This window comes from Bradyrhizobium sp. USDA 4341, from assembly GCF_054063755.1.
Map to the genome: position 1 here is coordinate 1 of NZ_JBSSGO010000001.1, position 16317 is coordinate 16317.

A 16317-nucleotide genomic window follows, 5' to 3' on the forward strand; every position below is an offset into this window, starting at 1 on the left:
GCTGTGTCAGACCACCATCCGGGAGGTGCTGCTCGGAGGCAATGGCTCATGCGTGGTGGCCTAACGGGAGTTCAGCGATTTCCACAATCCTGATGTAAGGGCACGTGGCGCCTGGAACTGAAAGAGGGCAACATCTTCGATGCACACTCGTCTGCATGAGGCGGTGGAGCAGTCAGTTTCTTGGAGTTCGGCAGATGCATTTTCCGGCTTTGCTACCCAGCGATGGCGTGATTGCCGCCCTTCTCGGCATTGCCCCGTACTGGGACCAGATCGTCCCTTACCTGGACTTGCTCGGCTATATTGCCTGGTACGGTGTCGGGGCGACGTGCATGCTGCTCGCAATGGTGGTCCGACGCGGCCCGTTCATCACACCGTTGATTGCGGCCTTTGCGACTGGGGTTCTTGTGAAGCTTTCGGACGTCTATGCTTGGGGTCGGATTTCCTACTTTGAGCAGATTCTGGCCTTTATCGTCATCGTAGCGGCTGTCGGCTCCTTGCGGGCTGTTATGCATCGGCGCCGCCACGGCATCGTCTTCTCGAAGTAACGAGGCTACTGGTGCTGCCCGGCCGCCCCGGCGTTTTGCAGCTGTTGCTGAAGGATCTGTTCCTGTGGCTCGCGAGCTGTGGCATCCGGCGCTACGGTGGCCGCTGAAATGCAGTTCTTCACCCAAGCGGCTGAGCGAATCTTTCCGGTCGCGTCGGGGGCTTCGCAGAACGCGTTTGTGTCGAATTCGATTGGCTGGTCCGCATCAGCTGGCACATCGGCAGCGCCGGTGCCATACCCGCCAGGCGTCTGCCCTGGCGCGCCGTACTGATTGTAGCTGGGGGCTTGCCCGGGCCGGTAGTTGCTCTGGGGGTTCGCGACCGGATGCTGCGAAATGCCAGGAACCGCGGCCGCGGGCTGCGTTTCGGGGAAATAGTAGATGGCCGGCACGTCGCTGTCCTTGGAAGTCTGCTGTGCGGATGCCCCAAGCGGATACAAGCAAAGGATGGCCGCCGCCGCGATGCGGGTCGAGCCGACAAGCCTCTTGGCAGACGAATCCTTCACAGCAGCTCCATAGGTTCTGACGAGCTTTTCTGGGCGACTATCTCATCTCGGAAGCCGTTTTGCGAGGCCGCAGGTGAGGCCCCCGTCGTCCAGTACCGTGTTTTCTGAGGTGGCGGGGCAAGCAGAGTCCTGTCCGCGATCAAGTTTTGCCGGTTCGCTAAGCCAGGCGTCGATCGCAATGGATGCTCCCGTCACTGCCTCTCGGCGCCTGGGATCGAACCCGACTTCCTGAAAAGTTCTTGCGGAAGCATCCCTGTCGAGCTTCGAAAAGCGATTGATGAAGGCGCCGAACGCATCACCGTGTTCGAAGTAACGCCAGGAGCACTTGCCGTCGGCATCAACGCAGCGCGCGGCCGGCTGGTATTGATCTCGCCAGTCGACCCCTTCGATCCTTGCAAAACCTTGTTGCGTAGGGGGCCTGCCACGTTCCGCCCTGCCGCTTGTCCAGAACACGAGGGCACGTTGATTGTGCGCGTTCGAATAACCGAACGAAACGGTGTAGCGGAACCCTGCCTGTTTCAGTTGATCCAGGAATACACCGGGAACGACTGGTGCATCCAGGATGCGGCAGACCCGATATTCGTGGATCTCCGGAAGATCGGATTTGGCGGTTTCGGCGCGCGTCAGCACGTAGGGTGTCAGGCAATCGATCCGGTACTGGGAGGGCTTGAAAAAGGGGCTGATGAACCATGGATGCGTGCCTGGCGCCACAAGCTGCAGGACTCGTCCATCGTCAGACGCCTTGCCGTCGAAGCTCCCCGAAAAATCGACCGGGCCAGGTTCCAATGAAATGAGGCCGCCTGCGGTCGCCGTGAACGGAAGTGCGAGCGCAAGAGCCAAGGAAGCAATAATTGTCTTCAATTTCGTCATGGGACAAATGCCTCGCACAGGATTGCGGTGGTCACTCGGCGATCGTTCGCCTTTCCACAGTTCCGTAAAGGGCTAGTCGCCGGAGGCCGCCGTTTCCGACTTTCGGCCGTGGCGCATAGAGTGCGAACGAATCCTTCAAGCTGCGTTGGAGAAGCATTAATGGGCGTCGGGGTCTATCAGTCGGATTTTAATGGTACGGGACATACGTTCTTGGTGTCGGGACCGCTTCCGACGGAAGCGGAATACGACGAACACGTGAAGGAGGTCGGCCCTGAGGACGAGGAAGTTGCCGGCGCCGACTTTCCGACTTGGGCACAGGATCAATACGATCAAGCAAACGAAGAGCTGGTCGTCGCTGTTGAACAGGCTTGCAGGGAGCTTGGCTTTGGCATCGAGCCCCGGAAGGGCTTTCGAGCCTCTCGGGCCGCCTTCGACAGCGAGTTCGTTGCGATCGCCCACGGTGGGGTCGTGAGTGTCGGCTGGCGTTCCTGGGAAACCGACTTTGTCGTGGCCGTCGGTCCGTCGCGGTCAGCCGAGGAGAGACTGGGCTATGAGATCGATCATGCGTTGCGTGAACTTGGCCGTGATCCGGAGTCCTATCGCCAGGACTACGATGCGCACAGCTCGGCGATCGAGGAGTTTATCCGGCTTTCTTTGATGAGCAACGCGGGCCTGGAGTGCCGGTTCAAGACCTCTGGATACACCAGCGCGCTTTACGTGATGCCTGAGGGTGTAGCCAATCGGCTTGCCGTCCTGAAGGAGCAGATCCGTGCCGGTGCGGACAAGCTCTTGGCCGATCCATCGGATGCTCTCGGCCAGATCGACGCCAAAGAACGGGCCAAGATCATCTCAACGGCCGTCGATGAACGGATGATTGTGGTGTTTCCGGTCGCAGAGGTTAAGGGTGACGAACGCCGGCTGCATCTGTATGCGGTCTCGGACGACTTCGAGGATGGATTTGGGGTCGTGGCGTCGATGGCTGTTCCGAACGAGCTTCACACTCACGTCCGGCTGCTTGACGACGGTGTGACTTCGATCCCGCGGTCGTCGCTGACGGAAGGCTGGTTCAACGCCTATCAGCAGTCGATCCGGCGAGCGGATCTGGTCGCCTCGGCCGATGAGATATCCAGGGCTCTCGGTGAGGAGGTGGCGATCCGGTTCTATGATCCGATCGACAACTCTGTTGAGACGATCGTGGTGGCGACGGCGCCGGAAAGCGCAACCCCGCCCGCGGCGTAGGCTTTTCAGCCGGCAGGCCTTTGATCGGACCGCTCGTCGGCGACGCTGGGTGCGACATTTTGTCCAACTTCACCCCACATTGTGGGGTTGCCGGCGAACCCCTTTGTACTATATCGGCCTTTACCCGCACACCCCACATTGCGGGATGAAGGAGCCTGTCATGACGTTTGATAATTTCGCCGCAAGCCAGGTCGGCCGAGCCCTGGTCGCCATCATCGAGTCCCCGCTGCTGATTGCGGAATACCGGACTTTGAGCGACGAGGGTCGCCCTGCCCTGGAGGCCGCAGCCCAGAAGGTTGCGGCGCTGATCGAAGCGCTTCCGACGAAGGAAGAACAGGACTACGCGCGTCGTTTTTGCGGTTATTGGGTTGGACAGGTGATGCGCGGGCTGGGTTATCGCATCGTCCGGGAACGCCGGCGTATTCGCAATTCGGTGATAGGCGAGGGAGCGGTCTGGGGGGTCGATCCCGCGGCCATTCGCGTGCTGGAAGAGCTGCCGGCTGATTGCGTGAATCGGATCGAACTGCGCGTCTTCTCCGGTCCGAACGGCGAGTCCCTGGCGGATTGGGATTCCGTGCAGTCGGTCGGGAAAGCGGTGCCGTTTGCCGCAGCGCTTGCGAGCGCCAAGGAATATGCGGCCAAATGCGGGTTCGATACCGTCGTGATCTCCGGACGTCAGGCAAACAGCCTGCAACTTTAGATCACCAGCGCGATAGACATGCGCGCGCCTCACTCGACGCCGGCCGTGTCCTCAAAGGTCTCGGTCGGTGCCTTGTTGCAAGGGAGGGCCGCGATCGCCTTGCCGATGCCCGTCAGATCGAAGTCGTAAAATAGCTCCGGGCCACCGCGAGGGCTAAGTTGGATCCGAAAGCGTTTGCGCCCCCAGAGGTCGTAGGATGGAGCCGTGATGATCGGGATTCGATGGGGATCGCCGTAGGTCCCCAACGAAAGCAGCGTTCGCACCTTGTTTTCGTCGATACGCAGTCTCGCCGGGATCGTCCTTGGGCTGAATGTCGAGCTGAGTTGGACGGAAAACAATCGCGTCCCGTCCAGGCCATCGCAGGTCAGCAACAAACTTGCGGTAACGCCGTTGTCCGCGGCTTTCGCATTCAGCGTTGCCCGCTTGATCGCTTTGTCGGAAATCCGGTCGGATTGCGTGTCAATCTTCCAATCGGCCTGCGCCGCCGAGCAACTGGCGAAACTCGCAAGCAAGCTCCAAGTGATCAATGTTTTCATGATGTCTTCAACTGTCAAAGACGACGGCAATTCGAATCCGGTTGCCAGTCATCACCGTCACGGATGGGCGATAGGCGAAGTGGCATAGTAGCTTTTCCGTAGAAAGCGCAAGCGCAGCAGCTTGCTGTCTGCGTTCTCGTGATTCATCCAGGCACCCTGAAGCGCGCCGTTGCGTCCGAGCTCTCGATCGACGTGCTCGAGCACCAACAGGTTTGGCGCGGCGATTGGGCGGATCCTGAGAATGGTCGCGATCGCGTCCGCCTCCCGTCCAGGCCCGAATCGCTCCGCAATTGCCCCCAATGCGATCGCCGTCGACCGGCATTGGCCGGAGTGGCAATGGACCAGCAGCCTTTGATCGTGGTGCTCGCGCGCAAACGCGAGGGCTTGGCGGACCTGTTCGGTATTCGGGCCGACGTAGCCTTCGGCAGCCTCATCGATATCGTCGAATACGAGGCGCAAATGAGCGGGCCGCGCTCGCTGAAGCTGGTCCGGGAAGCGGAACGAGCGCCCCTCTTCTGCTCCGACGTCCTCGATCGAGATGATCGCATCGAAATTGGTCCAGGATGCCCTGGCTTCGGCAAGACCGAGTACTGTCGGCAAATTGGTCACGCTCATGGCACCAGTTTTGGAGAAGGGATCTCAACGACCATTAAGGGATCAAACAAGGGATTCTCCGCCGGGCCGATCGGGAGATGCGCTTGATCTTTAGGCATCGGCTGGGGGCCGTAGCCCTTTGGATTACAAATCACGCGCGTCGCGCCGATCTCATAATCGAAACCCGAATGTGTGTGCCCGTGAATCCAAAGTTCCGGCTGGAGCTTCAGGATCGCTGGCGTGAGGTCGCTTGCGAAGGCCGGTGTGACCTGGTCGCGCAGAAACCGCGGAGGGACCGACCCCCAGCCGATGCAATGATGCGTGACGACGACTGTCGGTCCCTCGTGGGGTTCACGCAATTTGGCTTCTAACCAGGCGCGTTCGCACTCGTGCCGTAGCAAGGCATCCCGAGGCAGGAATTTCGTGGTCTGGCCATCCCATTTCTTTTTGATCAGACGGTGATCGTTCATCATGAACTCGGCCGCCTGCATAGCTCGTTCTTGGTTTCCCATGATCGAATAATCGGTCCAGAGGGTACAGCCAAGGAAACGGACGCCATCGATGATCGGAACAGCAGACGCGTTCAGGAAATGGATGCGCGTCGCCGCGGCGACTTCCACGGCCGCGGTCTCTTCTTCCTGGATGTTGTGACCGTAGTATTCGTGATTTCCGGCAACAAAGATGATCTCGGCGTATTCAAATCCTTCCTGCTGCCGGATCCAGCGCATACCCTCGGACGGTGAGCCGTTGATGTCGCCGGCGAAGACGGCAACGTCGAAGTCCGGCAATTCGTCCAGTCGCGGCATTTTCCAGGCCGGCCGGTGGTCCATATGAAGGTCGCTAATCACAAGGATACGCATCTCGGGTCCCCAATTGCTCGAAGGCCTTGCCTCCGGAGGCGAGCCAAGCTCGCGGGATCCTTTTAGCGATTGAATGTGGAAAAAGCTCGGAGACAGGCTGCAATTCCACGCTTTGGTTAAAACAGCGTGGGCGGATTTTGCCTCGATTACGAATCCTTGGCTTGCGACGGCGCCTATAATGCTGCTTCACGGTGATCAACATTGTCCGTCTCGGATGCGAGGTGCTCGGTCTCCAGTCGGCCGGGATCTCCGCCTTTCAGGGCGGAGAGGCATCACAGCGGTATGGTTTGAAGCGTAGCCGGCAGGGCGAGCGGCGACTTATCTGTCGGCTCGGTGAACTGGAGCCACTCGCAGGCAAGCAGCCCGGCCATCGGCTTCCAGATGGTCCGGTCGATTTCGGCCGCCAGCTTCCGCCTGACCTCGGGGAGGAATTCCTCCGGAGATCGCCGATCCGGAACAGAGTTCTTCTGCGCCATCGCGGGCATGATTTGGCGAGGGCGCTCGATGCTCTCGCGTATCTGCCGGAATTCGCGGTTCTCAGCAGCTGCCTGGGTCGAGCGGATGATGTTGGCCCGGCGGACGATCTCGTCCTCGTTTCCCGATGTGACATTCAGGATCAGTGCCGCCATCTGGTCGAGGGCCGGCGTCTGATCGATGTAGACACAGAGGGCGGCGAGCTCCACGGCGTCCTTGTCGGTGACGAATACCTCCACTGCGCCGTGCGCGGTGGAGCGGAGGTTCGCAACTCGTAAGCGGAAGTCGAACTTCTTGCCGTCGACCACGATAGTGTCACCGTCGATGCAAGCGCGGGCAGTTTGTCGGCCCGCGATCGATGATAGCAGAGCGTATGAGCGATTGATCGCCTTTCGCAGTCGCTTCTCTTTGCGCTTTTGCTCGATCGTCCGGATCGGTGCGCCGCCGGCAGCCAGCCTCTTCGCTTGAGGCACGCTGTATTCGGTGTATTGGCGCAGCATGGCGTTGATCCGCCGGCTCCGGTCCCGAATTCGCGGTCCGTTCTGGGCGTATAGGTTATCCAGGCGATCACGGCCAGCGAGGTAGACGCTTATGCCGGCAATCTCAATATCCTCTGCCGCGCGACGCACGATTGGCGCTGCACAATCGGTGAACCTACCAAGGCAAGGATGGAGGCTGACGTCCATCCTCGCGACAACAGCAGATAAGTTGCCGTCAGGCAGCGCGCCTACGCCCTGTTGGTAAATGGCATCGTAAGCAAAGTCGCTGACGACATCGTCAAAGAGCCATCGCAGACCCTTCATGCCTCCCCAGTTCAGCGCAATGCGGTCCTCGATTGAGGCCGTCTGCCGCCATTCCTGGTGTCGCTTTTTGACGATGTCAGGGAAGGCCCGGCCATTGCGACGCGTGAGAGGCAGGAACCAGGAGAAGGTGTTTTGGTCGAACAAATCGATGAAAGCGCGATCGTCTCCGCCCAGGGCTCCGGCTTCGACTTCCGAGTCTAAACTATAGTCGAGATCTGGTGGTAGGCGGTCTATCAGTTCAAGCGTCGAGCCTGCGCCGCCCGGTAGCGCTGTTGGGGGTCGCAGCTCGGCAATGGTTTCCAAGAGCGCGAGGTGCCCGTCGGGCGAGTTCAGGTCGATGTCCGGCTCGTCAGCCACCACTCATGTTCCTGACGCCGATCGCATTCGACACGGCGATGTCTGCAGGGTCCTTCGATTGCACGGCATCGTCGGTCCAGCCTTCCGCCCGCTCAGGGGTCGAGACGAGTTGCACCCCGCCTTCGGTGATCAGCTTGATGAAATCGTCGTCGTCCATGCTCAGCGAACGGGATTCCATGGCCTGTTCGAGGGTGCGTACCTTGATCTTGCGATCGGGCAGGAAGCCGGCAAGGCGCGGCTTGAGGATCCAGAAGGCCCAACCCTCCTGGAGCTTACGCTCGATGATTTGCCGCATCACAGCGTCAGTTTTGGGCGACCAGGTGAGAGTCGAATCGCCCGACATGTTGAGGATTGTGAGCGAACGCGAGTGCGGGGGATCGAGATCGATCAATTGGGCGGCCGAAGCCTGCATTGTGCCTCCAACGAGTTGTGTTTCGGGGCAGACCATCGCCCCCGGTCGGGGATTGATCAAGGGGGCGGAGGGTTGCTGGTTAATGGTGGGCCGCTCAAGTGAGCTTTGTGGATGCCCTTTCGGCCGACGCTGCATTCATTTGTGCAGCGTCGGTGACCGCGCGATCCATGTCCTCCAGGAGCAACGGCTTGGCGTCCATCGCGTAAACGTAGCGGCCATCCTCTCGCAGATCGAAGCCGACGAACGCCATCTTCTGGCTTTGCAAAAAGGCGGACAGCTTTTTCCGCCACTCATCTCGGTCCTTCGGGTCATTGAGAAGGCACCAGAGGGCGGCGCAGGCGACGCCGGCGGCAGCGGGCGTGAAATCCTTGAGTTCCTGCTCGCGGACCGTCGTGGCGATGGACTGTTGCATCTTGGTGTGGGCGACGCGTGCATAGCGGTCAGCGCGAACAATCTTCAGGTTGCCTTCAATGACCTGCAGCGTCTCGACGAGCTTCTCGGCATGGAGCGTGCAACTCACCGCCGGCTTGCCAGGCGCCTTCACTGCAACTGTAATCAGAGCTCCGGGGATAGTAACGGTCGAAAGCGGGGTTTCAATGCGGAACTGGGGTACTGATGGGGTCACGGTGGATGCCTCTTGGTCCGGTTTGCGGAGACCAAAGACGATCGATAGGGCGGCTGCGTCAATGCTGCGTCCCGGTTTTGCCCGGAATTCGTCACGGAGCGAAAGCGGGCGCTTTGGGCTGAGACACTACCGGAAAATGCGTTCACGTCAGTCGTTCTCGATATGTAGCGGGTGACTTTGCAGTCGAGAAACCATGCGTGATTCCTTGCTCAAAGCAGTATGCCTTGTCGCTCCCGCGGCGTCTCGGGAACGGTGCGCACCGGAAGCAAGTGGGCGATCTCAATGCCGCGTGCGGCGAGGCGGCCGGCGACGAGGTCTCGATGGCAATTGGCATGGTCGCGCTCGAAGCACATCAAACACAGCCGGCGTGATTTTGAGCGATCGGCCAGCAAGTCGAGAGCCAGCTGTCCCGTGGTGCCCGATAGAACACCCTCATAGAGAGCATGGAACAGCTGTCGGTTACCTGACTTGGCGGCGACCCGGCCCGGCTTTGGATTTCCCAGGTCCTTGAGGTGCCAATACGCGATCGAGGCCTGCTCCATCGCGTTTCGCAGGGGCGCGGTCGAGAAGCCCGGCTTGTGTGAGAAGCCCACGTCCCGGATATCCACCAGAGTGTCGATCTCAGCTCGCCGGAGAGCGTTCAGGAACTCTTCGGGGTTCGTTTTTTCGTAGCCTATTGTGGCGATTGAATTCGTCGTCATGGCTCAATCTCAGGCGTGCGTTGTGGCGTCTGATCAGCTCCGCGTCCATATGGTCGACCGTATCGAAGGGCCGGCTCGCGAGCTCGATGATATTTTTGTGGCCGTAGTGTTGATCGCTCGTGAATAGTGGTTCTGGCTTCATGGATCCAAGTTTAACCGCTTCCACTGCGAATTTCTGCTCCTTTCGAAATGTCATCGTTAACGGACGTGTGGACGCCGGGGCCGAGAGGGTTCCCCAATTCCCCAGATTCGGTACCCTGCGCAGCAAGGATTAGATGAAAGTTCAGGTGGCCGATGAAACAGTCGTACCAGGATATTTTGAGCCGGATTGCGGAGGCCCCGACGTGGTTCGATGAGCACGGTGTCCCACGGTATGAGGCGTTTGCGCCCGAGATGCTGCCCGACATTTATGCTCGGGAAGCCGTGTTGTTTAAGGTGAATTGCCAAGTCTGCGCCCAATCGTTCATTGTCGCGAAAGGCGGCCGGTTGCCAGATGACCCCGCGAAATCGCTCCGAGTGGCGGTGGACCAGTGCAAATTGCATTACGGCGACCCGCCGGCGACCGGCTGCTGCCCGAGCGGGACGACCATGAATTCGGTGCCGGTGAAGGTGATCCAGCTCTGGCGTCGGCCGTCCGGACTCGGGTGGGAGCGCGATGTTTCCCGCGATGGAGCGTCGATCGTGCCTGACTGGGCTCGGGATAGAGCGGACGATCTCGATCGTGGAGCGACAAAATGAGCCATTCAGATGACACGGGCGCCATCGCATTGGCCATCGAGCAGGGGTTTGCGCCGGACCGCTTTCGTCGGGGACGGCTCACCATCGAGGCCAGAGGCGCGGGGCTCTGGGCCGTGCTCGAGGACGGCAGTTTTTGCCTAAATCGAGCGGGCGAATTCGAGTATGAGCCACCACCGAGCTCGCGTGACGCAGCCTTCCTCGCGCGTTGCCGTTTCACTTTGCTGGAGGGAATAGCGGCCGCAACTGCCGCGGCGGGTATTAGCTAAAGCTAGCGCTCGTTATGGGCCGAAGCCGCGGCGGTCGTTGGTCACGTCCTGTTCGTTTGTGTCCCATCTGTACTGTTCGGGGATATCGCTATGGACGATCGTGTCCGGTTCGGGCCGCGTCAATAGCGCATCGATCATGGTCATGTATTTGGCTCCGGCCGGCGCAGCGCAGAGCTCGATCTGCCCGTCAGCGTCGCGGACGGTGGCGTATTCCGCGTCGACGAGTTCGGCTGCGGACAGGATGTCGGCGGCTGTTATCCGCTGGCCGGAGCCGGTTTCCAAATTCGCTACCGCTTTCCTCAGCATCAGGAAGGCGTCATTGGTCAGTTGGATGGGCTTAGGCATGAGAATGCGGTCCCCTGTTGAACTTGCCTCGCCAATCCTTGGATAGTAGCCCATCTGGCGGATTGCCACTAATCCTTGACAGATCCGTAGTCCGCGTCCATGTTTTGTTCTATTCACGGATACGGGTGCCCATGTCGACGAACGATGTCGTGCTATTCGGGGTTCTTGCTGCGGACGCGGAGATCCGAAGTAGCGGGCCTGCCGGCACGCGGTGGGCGCTGCTAAAGGTTGAGACCTACCAGTTCGTCCGCGATCCGCAGACCAAGAAGCCAACAGTTCAGGCGATTTTGCACGAGGTGCATTGCTTCGATGAGCTTTCGGTGGATCCGCTCGCGAGTCTGGGGAAAAAGGGCTTCTGGATACGCATCCGTGGCAATCTCTCGTACGGCGAGAACCGGCAGGCCATCGTGCGAGTGCCGGTCAGAGGCGGCCAGGCGACCGTCTCGGCCTATTTTGGCAACAAGATCCGGCCGGACGTGCCTTTCCATATGCTGGTTGCAGAAATGGAGAGTGAACTTGGCGACCGCAGTGGGGTCGATGCGTTGCACGGCCAAGCTGCGCTTCGCACTCCACCGGATGCGTCGGTTTCCAGCCCGGTCACGCCCGCGAAAGCGTCTTCGGCGGTTCGCCCGACAAGTCGACCGATTGCGCCGCAATCGCCTCCCTCAGTGCCACGAAAGCCGTCTCTCTCCGGCATTTTGGGACGTACTGTCGCGCGGCCGCCTGCGCCCAGGGCGGTCGAGGTTCCGTTCTAAGGGTATCCCTAGGTTCCGCACCGCAGGGTATAATCTTCGGCTCGCCGGCGCCATATGACGCGAAACCGAGTCTACGCCTGTAATGAACGCGATGAGTTCGTGAATTACCTCGGTCTCGGGCGATCGGCGGCCAATCGAAGTCGCCTTCTGCTCGCAGGTGAGCGGATTTCTCGCTGGAATCGGACCCTATTCGAGTTTCTGACGGGGTCCGGGAGCGCTATATGTTGGTCATGGCCGGCGCAAAGCACCATTCCGTAGATCGGACCGAGGCCCTGACGCCTGTTGCTCGGCGGGCCCTGGATCTGTTTGGAAGTGCCACCCGCGCCGCCTACGGCGACGGGCTGGTGCAGCTTGTGCTGTTCGGCAGTCACTCACGGGCAGAGGGCCGATCAGACAGTGACATCGATGTCGCCGTCGTCTTGCGCGACCTTCCCGACCGCCGGGCGGACCGGGATCGGTTGGCCGACCTCGCGTATGACGTGATCGTCGAGACCAGCTTGGATATCCAAACGGTTCCCGTCTCTCTGGATGAATGGGAGCACCCGGAACACCACACCAACCCGGCACTGATCCGCGCCATCAAGCGCGACGGCGTCGTCGTCGAGGCCGGCAATGCCGCCAGGGCCCTGGTGGAGGGCGACGCGCCCGCGGATGCGGTCAGCTGAGCATATTACTCGGCCTTCGCCGATCGCTTCCAGGGGAGCGGATGCCGCCGCCAACACGCATGGACCGACGGTGAGCGCGTTCGAGGACCTGAAGATCAGGGAAAAGGCGAGCGTGTCTGGCGTCGTCGAGTAGCTGCTCCAGAGATGGCTTGATTGGATTAACTCCTGAAGGAGCAGTAACCATCGGCCTCGGCCCTCTGATACCGCCCTTTCTTGTTGCCGGTCAGGTGTTTACATTTCTCAACAATCAAGGTCGGGACGGAAGGACCTACGATGCCTTATCCCATGGGTGTGCACGAAGCGCTTGAAGCTTGGCAGCAAGGAGAGATTACCTACCGGCGCGCCCTCAGGCTTGTCGGAGTGGATACAATTGCGGACCTTTATGCTGCGGCACGCAGCAGCGGGGTTGATATCCGCATTGAGCCTACCGCGCAGGAAATCCATCTCTCCGACCGAGCGATCCATCTGATTGACCGAGAGATCGAACGTGCCGTCTCGGAAGCGGCGGATGCACCGCGAATTGGCGCATGAACACTTTCAAACGAATCCCTGTCGACCTGGTCGTCGTCGATTCCGGCCCTTTGATCAGTCTTGCCCTCGCGGGCGAGATTGATCTGCTGAAGAGTTTTCGCCGACCCATCCGAATCCTGGATGTTGTCAAAGAGGAGTGCTCCCGTTTCCGCGACAAGCCGGGAGCGAACGAGCTCGCGTCATGGTTCGCCGCCAATGAGAATTCGCAGTATCGGACGGTGCAGACCCCCGGCCACCTACAGCGTTATCGTGACGCTGAGGCCATGGAAGATACCGGGTCTACGGATCGTCCGTCGGAAGGCATCGGCGATGAGGCTATCACCTGGTACATCACGAAGGTTGCTAAAATCGAGAAAGGTAACGGCGTGGTCCTCGTTTTGCTTGAGGCCGCCGCTTTCGGCGATGGGGTGTTGCTCCCGCAGGCTCCGGAAGTCACGGCACTGTCGACGCGCGCGTTTCTACGAACGCTGCAGAACTACGGCTTGATCGCGTCTGCCGACGAGATCATCAAGCGCGTCAGCGACAATTCAGCCGGTACGGCTCGCGTGCGCTGATCCCTCCAAGGAGCCGGATGCCGCCACGCACCCTCGATTTCGTACTGCAGAGCGTCCATCGTTTCGGCTTTTTTGGTGGGATCGCTCCAAGCTTGCGGCCGTTGTCTCTTGGGTGGAATCCCGACAAAAAAAGGAGACAAACGATGAATCGCAAGGTGACACTCGCCCTGGCGTTGGCGGCCGCGCTCGGGGCGACGGCGCTTCCGGCCGAAGCCCGACCGTTCGGTTACTTTCACGGAGGTGGCGGGGTTTGGGCCGGAGGCTATCACGGCTACCGGCCTTACGGTTGGAGCGCCAGTACGGTGGGCTTCGGATATGAGGGCGGTCCAATCTACGGCAATTACGTCTACCCGCTCGGATACGGTTCTTATTATTCGCCGGCTCAGAGTTTCTACAGCAGCGACGTCTATGATCGATATTACGACACGGATCTCTACGTGCCGAGTTGCTTCCGTCGTCAGGTGCTCTCCTGGCCTGATGGATTCGCCGAAACAATTATAAATACTTGCTACTAGCGGTATAGCGTTTTGCTGGCGTGCGGGTAAACATCTCCAGACGATGACCCGCACGCCGCTTTCCGAAGAACTATCGTTGTCGCTCGAACAAGTTCTCGAGCATCGGCTTTCGCTTGCAGCCAAATACCTTAAATGGAGCCCTTCTCGGATATCGGCCTTCAGAGCAGGCTACGCTGCTAGCTGTGCCGGCCGCGTTGATAGCAAGCGACGCGATCGCCATGACAACGATAGCCATGGCTTCCTCGAGACGGCTCTGGAACCGGCTCTACTGGACTCGCTTGGCTATCGTGATGGTGTGCGGACAGCGGAGTCGCGCTCAGTCAGCGTGGAAGATTATCGAGGTGACCAAGGCGTGCTTCGGCAGATCGCCGGCTATTGGGCTGCCAATGGCAACAACGACTTCGACCTGAATACGGCGACCTGGAGCGATTCGACGGAGGATCTCGCTGCTTTCCTGAAAATCAAGGACAGGCAGCAATGGATCGACTGGTTTGTCGCCGAGCATGAAAACGCCATCGAATGTGGTCGAGCTGGCTACGGCGATCTCTTGCTTCAAGATATCCAAGAGCACGTGGTTTACGTGGAATATGTGGACGACAGTCTGGATGTTTGGGACGGCTGGCATCGTATCGGAGCCAGCATGTTGAAGGGTGCGGGGCACATCCCGGCGATCCGCGGCGTGCCTGAGGCTGTACCGGTCTATTTGCCATGAACTTGCGGTTGAGAACCGATGTCGCCCTTGTCCTTGACGTGGAGGAGACATGCTGGGATGGGCCGCCTCCGCCGGGCATGTCGCCGGAGATCATCGAGATTGGCGTGGCGGAGCTCGATGTGCGTGAGCTTGTTATCCTGCGGGAAGCAAGCTTCCTGGTTCGGCCGATGCGATCGGAGGTCTCGGCTTACTGCACGGCCCTGACAGGTCACACGGCGGAGAGCCTTCGCCTTGTGGGGCGACCGATCGCAGAAGTCCTCAGGACGTTCTCCAAGAACTTCGGGCCCTCAAAGAAGGTCCTGATGTCGTGGGGTGACGATTGGAAGGAGCTTGCCCGTGACGCTGAGCTCGCCGGCGTCGCCAATCCTTTTCCACGCGAGGCATTCCAGAATATCGGCCAGATGTTGACCCTGATGTCCGGTTCGCGGACGCGACTGGGACTGGCGGCCGCGCTCGAGGCCGCAGGCCTTTCTTTCGACGGCGTCCGTCATCGCGGTGTCGATGACGCGCGAAATACAGCGAAGCTCTACGCGCATTACGCTCGCGGCTTCCGAGAGCTGTTTCCGGTGCCGGAGATAGAAAGGGACTTGTCCATTCCAGGCGGGCTCTAACGGGTACAAAGGCAGCGCACTATGAAGGATCGAGCACCTGCGCGTCGTGGTGCGGTCCAGTGGCAGGTGTGTCCCAGGAGTCGATGAAGCTGAAGCGCAGGTCCGGATGCTTATGCAAGATCAGCGCTGCGGCAATGCGGCCTTTCTCCGTAATGCGGTAGCGGCCGACACCAGTTCGCTCCATGGCTCCTTGGTCCGCGAGCCGTTTGGCCATTCTGCGTCCAATCTCCGCGTAGCCGTGCGGTCGCGCATGTTCGGCGAGCCCGGCGCCCAGAACCTTGAGCGAGATCTCCCCGTTTGGAGAGGTCAAGGTCGCGAGTAGCGCAAGCATCTCGTCGAAGGGCATAGCGGCCATTGGTTCATCTCTAGCGGTCTTGCGCCCTGTACGTATACATCAGGCCATCGCTGACATAGAGCTCGCCGGAGGCGAGCTTGGCGCGCAGCTTCTCAAGCTTTGCCTCCGCCGCGGCGTCAAGGGCCTCGGGGGAAATGTCCGCGATGTGGCGGATGTATTGCACGAGCGCGGCCATGTCGCCGAGTTCTCCGGTCAGGGAGTCCTGGTCTGCTCGCGCGCCATCGATCGCAGACGGGTAGGAGGCGCGCTTTCGACATTCGTTGTGGATGGCGTCCATGACGTGGGTGAGGACGCCTGAGGCGGATAGTCCGCAATCCAGAGCCGTTTCCACAGCCTCCTCAAGAAGGCGGCCGCCGGTCCTCGCAAGCAGGTGATCGGAAATTACGGTCGACGGGCCCGAGTCAGCCGCCCTCAGCACGTCGTGGAGATCCTTGCCAATGTCTGGTCGCACGCCTGTCGCCCCGGTTCGATGTCTCTCTTCAACGTTAGCACCAGGTGGGGTTCGCCGGCCACTCGAGTGGCTGAGCCATGGTTAATCCGATGCCGGCTATCAAATCCTTGCCAGGGTCGACATCTGCCGTTCATCAGGACAGTTTCAGGGAGAAGGAGAAGTGTCGTTCTCCTGTGAAAAGGCGTTTCTGACGTCCTTCGCGATTTCGGCAGGAGCATCGAGCAAAACCCGATATACTGCACATGCATGGGAGGGGTTGGCCGCATCGGTTTCCATGTAAGAAGCCGATACGGGCGTGACGCGCCGAGCGGTCGTCGCGTCCAATTCATGGAACAAATGCTCTCGGGCCGCATTGAGAGCGCCGTCTTCGTCTGTCGACGCTCTTCGAAATGCTGCGTCTGGGCCGGAACTGTCCAGGTAATCGGCTACGGCCAGCGAAATCTCGACCTCAATCCGTTTACGCTCTTCGCTCATCGACCTCTCCATGCGCGTCGGCAGCTTGCCCGCCGCGGCGGCAACAGGCAACTCGGTTCGGCCGGTTGTCGTGACGCTGGTGGAGAGCGGGGGATGTCGCGAGTGGGCGCTTGCGCTGGTAGTCGA

Annotated in this window: 25 protein-coding genes; 12 read left to right on the forward strand and 13 right to left on the reverse strand. The window is 60.1% G+C overall.

Annotation, left to right across the window (positions count from 1 at the left end; genetic code table 11):
- Nucleotides 1-194: 194 nt before the first annotated feature.
- The gene (locus tag ACVIGB_RS00005; protein ID WP_456717702.1) at nt 195-545 is read left to right on the forward strand and encodes a hypothetical protein; all 351 of its coding nucleotides are present in this window, start codon (nt 195-197) and stop codon (nt 543-545) included.
- 5 nt (nt 546-550) lie between these two features.
- On the opposite strand, the gene ACVIGB_RS00010 is transcribed toward ACVIGB_RS00005, so the two are convergent.
- Both ACVIGB_RS00010 and ACVIGB_RS00015 read right to left on the reverse strand, forming a co-directional pair.
- Nucleotides 551-1048, reverse strand: a complete 498-nt coding sequence (locus ACVIGB_RS00010) for a hypothetical protein (RefSeq protein WP_456717701.1) — start codon at nt 1046-1048, stop codon at nt 551-553.
- Between the two features lie 42 nt (nt 1049-1090).
- Complete coding sequence (locus ACVIGB_RS00015) at nt 1091-1918, reverse strand: hypothetical protein (protein WP_456717700.1); 828 nt, start codon at nt 1916-1918, stop codon at nt 1091-1093.
- Between the two features lie 159 nt (nt 1919-2077).
- Between ACVIGB_RS00015 and ACVIGB_RS00020 the strand changes: the two genes are divergently transcribed.
- The gene (locus tag ACVIGB_RS00020; protein ID WP_456749058.1) at nt 2078-3157 is read left to right on the forward strand and encodes a hypothetical protein; all 1080 of its coding nucleotides are present in this window, start codon (nt 2078-2080) and stop codon (nt 3155-3157) included.
- Between the two features lie 103 nt (nt 3158-3260).
- Complete coding sequence (locus ACVIGB_RS00025) at nt 3261-3857, forward strand: hypothetical protein (RefSeq protein ID WP_456717698.1); 597 nt, start codon at nt 3261-3263, stop codon at nt 3855-3857.
- Nucleotides 3858-3886: 29 nt separating this feature from the next.
- Here ACVIGB_RS00025 and ACVIGB_RS00030 read toward each other — a convergent pair whose 3' ends face one another.
- The 7 genes from ACVIGB_RS00030 to ACVIGB_RS00060 all read right to left on the reverse strand — a co-directional run bounded on the left by ACVIGB_RS00030 (nt 3887) and on the right by ACVIGB_RS00060 (nt 9219).
- Nucleotides 3887-4393: a hypothetical protein gene (locus tag ACVIGB_RS00030; RefSeq protein ID WP_456717697.1), complete on the reverse strand. Its 507-nt coding sequence runs from the start codon at nt 4391-4393 to the stop codon at nt 3887-3889.
- 57 nt (nt 4394-4450) lie between these two features.
- Complete coding sequence (locus tag ACVIGB_RS00035) at nt 4451-5008, reverse strand: tyrosine phosphatase family protein (protein WP_456717696.1); 558 nt, start codon at nt 5006-5008, stop codon at nt 4451-4453.
- Entirely contained in the window at nt 5005-5847 is an 843-nt protein-coding gene (locus tag ACVIGB_RS00040; RefSeq protein WP_456717695.1) for a metallophosphoesterase, read from the reverse strand. The genes ACVIGB_RS00035 and ACVIGB_RS00040 overlap by 4 nt, the downstream gene beginning before the upstream one ends.
- Before the next feature lie 272 nt (nt 5848-6119).
- Nucleotides 6120-7481, reverse strand: coding sequence for a hypothetical protein (locus ACVIGB_RS00045; RefSeq protein WP_456717694.1), 1362 nt, complete (start codon nt 7479-7481; stop codon nt 6120-6122).
- Entirely contained in the window at nt 7474-7872 is a 399-nt protein-coding gene (locus ACVIGB_RS00050) for a hypothetical protein (protein WP_456717693.1), read from the reverse strand. Before ACVIGB_RS00050 ends, ACVIGB_RS00045 begins: the two co-directional genes overlap by 8 nt.
- A 115-nt stretch (nt 7873-7987) precedes the next feature.
- Nucleotides 7988-8518 (reverse strand): hypothetical protein, encoded by a 531-nt coding sequence (locus ACVIGB_RS00055; RefSeq protein ID WP_456717692.1) that lies wholly within the window; start codon nt 8516-8518, stop codon nt 7988-7990.
- Between the two features lie 209 nt (nt 8519-8727).
- Nucleotides 8728-9219, reverse strand: coding sequence for a DUF488 domain-containing protein (locus tag ACVIGB_RS00060; protein ID WP_456717691.1), 492 nt, complete (start codon nt 9217-9219; stop codon nt 8728-8730).
- Nucleotides 9220-9513: 294 nt separating this feature from the next.
- Between ACVIGB_RS00060 and ACVIGB_RS00065 the strand changes: the two genes are divergently transcribed.
- Entirely contained in the window at nt 9514-9957 is a 444-nt protein-coding gene (locus tag ACVIGB_RS00065; protein ID WP_456717690.1) for a hypothetical protein, read from the forward strand.
- On the forward strand, nt 9954-10223 hold the full coding sequence (locus ACVIGB_RS00070; protein ID WP_456717689.1) for a hypothetical protein: 270 nt from the start codon (nt 9954-9956) through the stop codon (nt 10221-10223). Before ACVIGB_RS00065 ends, ACVIGB_RS00070 begins: the two co-directional genes overlap by 4 nt.
- 12 nt (nt 10224-10235) lie before the next feature.
- Here ACVIGB_RS00070 and ACVIGB_RS00075 read toward each other — a convergent pair whose 3' ends face one another.
- Nucleotides 10236-10622, reverse strand: a complete 387-nt coding sequence (locus tag ACVIGB_RS00075; RefSeq protein ID WP_456749059.1) for a hypothetical protein — start codon at nt 10620-10622, stop codon at nt 10236-10238.
- 77 nt (nt 10623-10699) lie between these two features.
- On the opposite strand from ACVIGB_RS00075, the gene ACVIGB_RS00080 reads away from it, so the two are divergent.
- From ACVIGB_RS00080 to ACVIGB_RS00110, 7 genes are all read left to right on the forward strand, one after another.
- Nucleotides 10700-11323 (forward strand): hypothetical protein, encoded by a 624-nt coding sequence (locus ACVIGB_RS00080; protein WP_456717687.1) that lies wholly within the window; start codon nt 10700-10702, stop codon nt 11321-11323.
- A 221-nt stretch (nt 11324-11544) separates the two neighbouring features.
- Nucleotides 11545-11988 carry a nucleotidyltransferase domain-containing protein gene (locus ACVIGB_RS00085; protein ID WP_456717686.1) on the forward strand — a complete coding sequence of 148 codons (444 nt, stop codon included), beginning with the start codon at nt 11545-11547 and terminating at the stop codon, nt 11986-11988.
- 285 nt (nt 11989-12273) lie between these two features.
- Nucleotides 12274-12519 carry a hypothetical protein gene (locus ACVIGB_RS00090; RefSeq protein WP_456717685.1) on the forward strand — a complete coding sequence of 82 codons (246 nt, stop codon included), beginning with the start codon at nt 12274-12276 and terminating at the stop codon, nt 12517-12519.
- Nucleotides 12516-13073, forward strand: a complete 558-nt coding sequence (locus ACVIGB_RS00095; protein ID WP_456717684.1) for a hypothetical protein — start codon at nt 12516-12518, stop codon at nt 13071-13073. Before ACVIGB_RS00090 ends, ACVIGB_RS00095 begins: the two co-directional genes overlap by 4 nt.
- Nucleotides 13074-13216: 143 nt before the next feature.
- Nucleotides 13217-13588 carry a hypothetical protein gene (locus ACVIGB_RS00100; protein WP_456717683.1) on the forward strand — a complete coding sequence of 124 codons (372 nt, stop codon included), beginning with the start codon at nt 13217-13219 and terminating at the stop codon, nt 13586-13588.
- 43 nt (nt 13589-13631) lie between these two features.
- On the forward strand, nt 13632-14300 hold the full coding sequence (locus ACVIGB_RS00105; RefSeq protein WP_456717682.1) for a hypothetical protein: 669 nt from the start codon (nt 13632-13634) through the stop codon (nt 14298-14300).
- Nucleotides 14297-14911, forward strand: coding sequence for an exonuclease domain-containing protein (locus ACVIGB_RS00110; protein WP_456717681.1), 615 nt, complete (start codon nt 14297-14299; stop codon nt 14909-14911). Before ACVIGB_RS00105 ends, ACVIGB_RS00110 begins: the two co-directional genes overlap by 4 nt.
- A gap of 19 nt (nt 14912-14930) precedes the next feature.
- On the opposite strand, the gene ACVIGB_RS00115 is transcribed toward ACVIGB_RS00110, so the two are convergent.
- The 3 genes from ACVIGB_RS00115 to ACVIGB_RS00125 all read right to left on the reverse strand — a co-directional run bounded on the left by ACVIGB_RS00115 (nt 14931) and on the right by ACVIGB_RS00125 (nt 16191).
- Nucleotides 14931-15266, reverse strand: coding sequence for a hypothetical protein (locus ACVIGB_RS00115; protein ID WP_456717680.1), 336 nt, complete (start codon nt 15264-15266; stop codon nt 14931-14933).
- Between the two features lie 10 nt (nt 15267-15276).
- Entirely contained in the window at nt 15277-15717 is a 441-nt protein-coding gene (locus ACVIGB_RS00120) for a hypothetical protein (RefSeq protein WP_456717679.1), read from the reverse strand.
- A gap of 144 nt (nt 15718-15861) precedes the next feature.
- Nucleotides 15862-16191, reverse strand: a complete 330-nt coding sequence (locus ACVIGB_RS00125; protein WP_456717678.1) for a hypothetical protein — start codon at nt 16189-16191, stop codon at nt 15862-15864.
- Between the last annotated feature and the right edge of the window lie 126 nt (nt 16192-16317).

Bases quoted from the DNA above. Each gene is read 5' to 3' on its own strand.
- ACVIGB_RS00115 (WP_456717680.1), bottom strand. From the start codon at position 15,266: ATGGCCGCTATGCCCTTCGACGAGATGCTTGCGCTACTCGCGACCTTG.
- ACVIGB_RS00085 (WP_456717686.1), top strand. From the start codon at position 11,545: ATGTTGGTCATGGCCGGCGCAAAGCACCATTCCGTAGATCGGACCGAG.
- ACVIGB_RS00100 (WP_456717683.1), top strand. From the start codon at position 13,217: ATGAATCGCAAGGTGACACTCGCCCTGGCGTTGGCGGCCGCGCTCGGG.
- ACVIGB_RS00040 (WP_456717695.1), bottom strand. From the start codon at position 5,847: ATGCGTATCCTTGTGATTAGCGACCTTCATATGGACCACCGGCCGGCC.
- ACVIGB_RS00080 (WP_456717687.1), top strand. From the start codon at position 10,700: ATGTCGACGAACGATGTCGTGCTATTCGGGGTTCTTGCTGCGGACGCG.
- ACVIGB_RS00035 (WP_456717696.1), bottom strand. From the start codon at position 5,008: ATGAGCGTGACCAATTTGCCGACAGTACTCGGTCTTGCCGAAGCCAGG.
- ACVIGB_RS00015 (WP_456717700.1), bottom strand. From the start codon at position 1,918: ATGACGAAATTGAAGACAATTATTGCTTCCTTGGCTCTTGCGCTCGCA.
- ACVIGB_RS00005 (WP_456717702.1), top strand. From the start codon at position 195: ATGCATTTTCCGGCTTTGCTACCCAGCGATGGCGTGATTGCCGCCCTT.
- ACVIGB_RS00095 (WP_456717684.1), top strand. From the start codon at position 12,516: ATGAACACTTTCAAACGAATCCCTGTCGACCTGGTCGTCGTCGATTCC.
- ACVIGB_RS00105 (WP_456717682.1), top strand. From the start codon at position 13,632: ATGACCCGCACGCCGCTTTCCGAAGAACTATCGTTGTCGCTCGAACAA.
- ACVIGB_RS00070 (WP_456717689.1), top strand. From the start codon at position 9,954: ATGAGCCATTCAGATGACACGGGCGCCATCGCATTGGCCATCGAGCAG.
- ACVIGB_RS00060 (WP_456717691.1), bottom strand. From the start codon at position 9,219: ATGACGACGAATTCAATCGCCACAATAGGCTACGAAAAAACGAACCCC.
- ACVIGB_RS00090 (WP_456717685.1), top strand. From the start codon at position 12,274: ATGGGTGTGCACGAAGCGCTTGAAGCTTGGCAGCAAGGAGAGATTACC.
- ACVIGB_RS00065 (WP_456717690.1), top strand. From the start codon at position 9,514: ATGAAACAGTCGTACCAGGATATTTTGAGCCGGATTGCGGAGGCCCCG.
- ACVIGB_RS00110 (WP_456717681.1), top strand. From the start codon at position 14,297: ATGAACTTGCGGTTGAGAACCGATGTCGCCCTTGTCCTTGACGTGGAG.
- ACVIGB_RS00125 (WP_456717678.1), bottom strand. From the start codon at position 16,191: ATGAGCGAAGAGCGTAAACGGATTGAGGTCGAGATTTCGCTGGCCGTA.
- ACVIGB_RS00075 (WP_456749059.1), bottom strand. From the start codon at position 10,622: ATGGGCTACTATCCAAGGATTGGCGAGGCAAGTTCAACAGGGGACCGC.
- ACVIGB_RS00020 (WP_456749058.1), top strand. From the start codon at position 2,078: ATGGGCGTCGGGGTCTATCAGTCGGATTTTAATGGTACGGGACATACG.
- ACVIGB_RS00030 (WP_456717697.1), bottom strand. From the start codon at position 4,393: ATGAAAACATTGATCACTTGGAGCTTGCTTGCGAGTTTCGCCAGTTGC.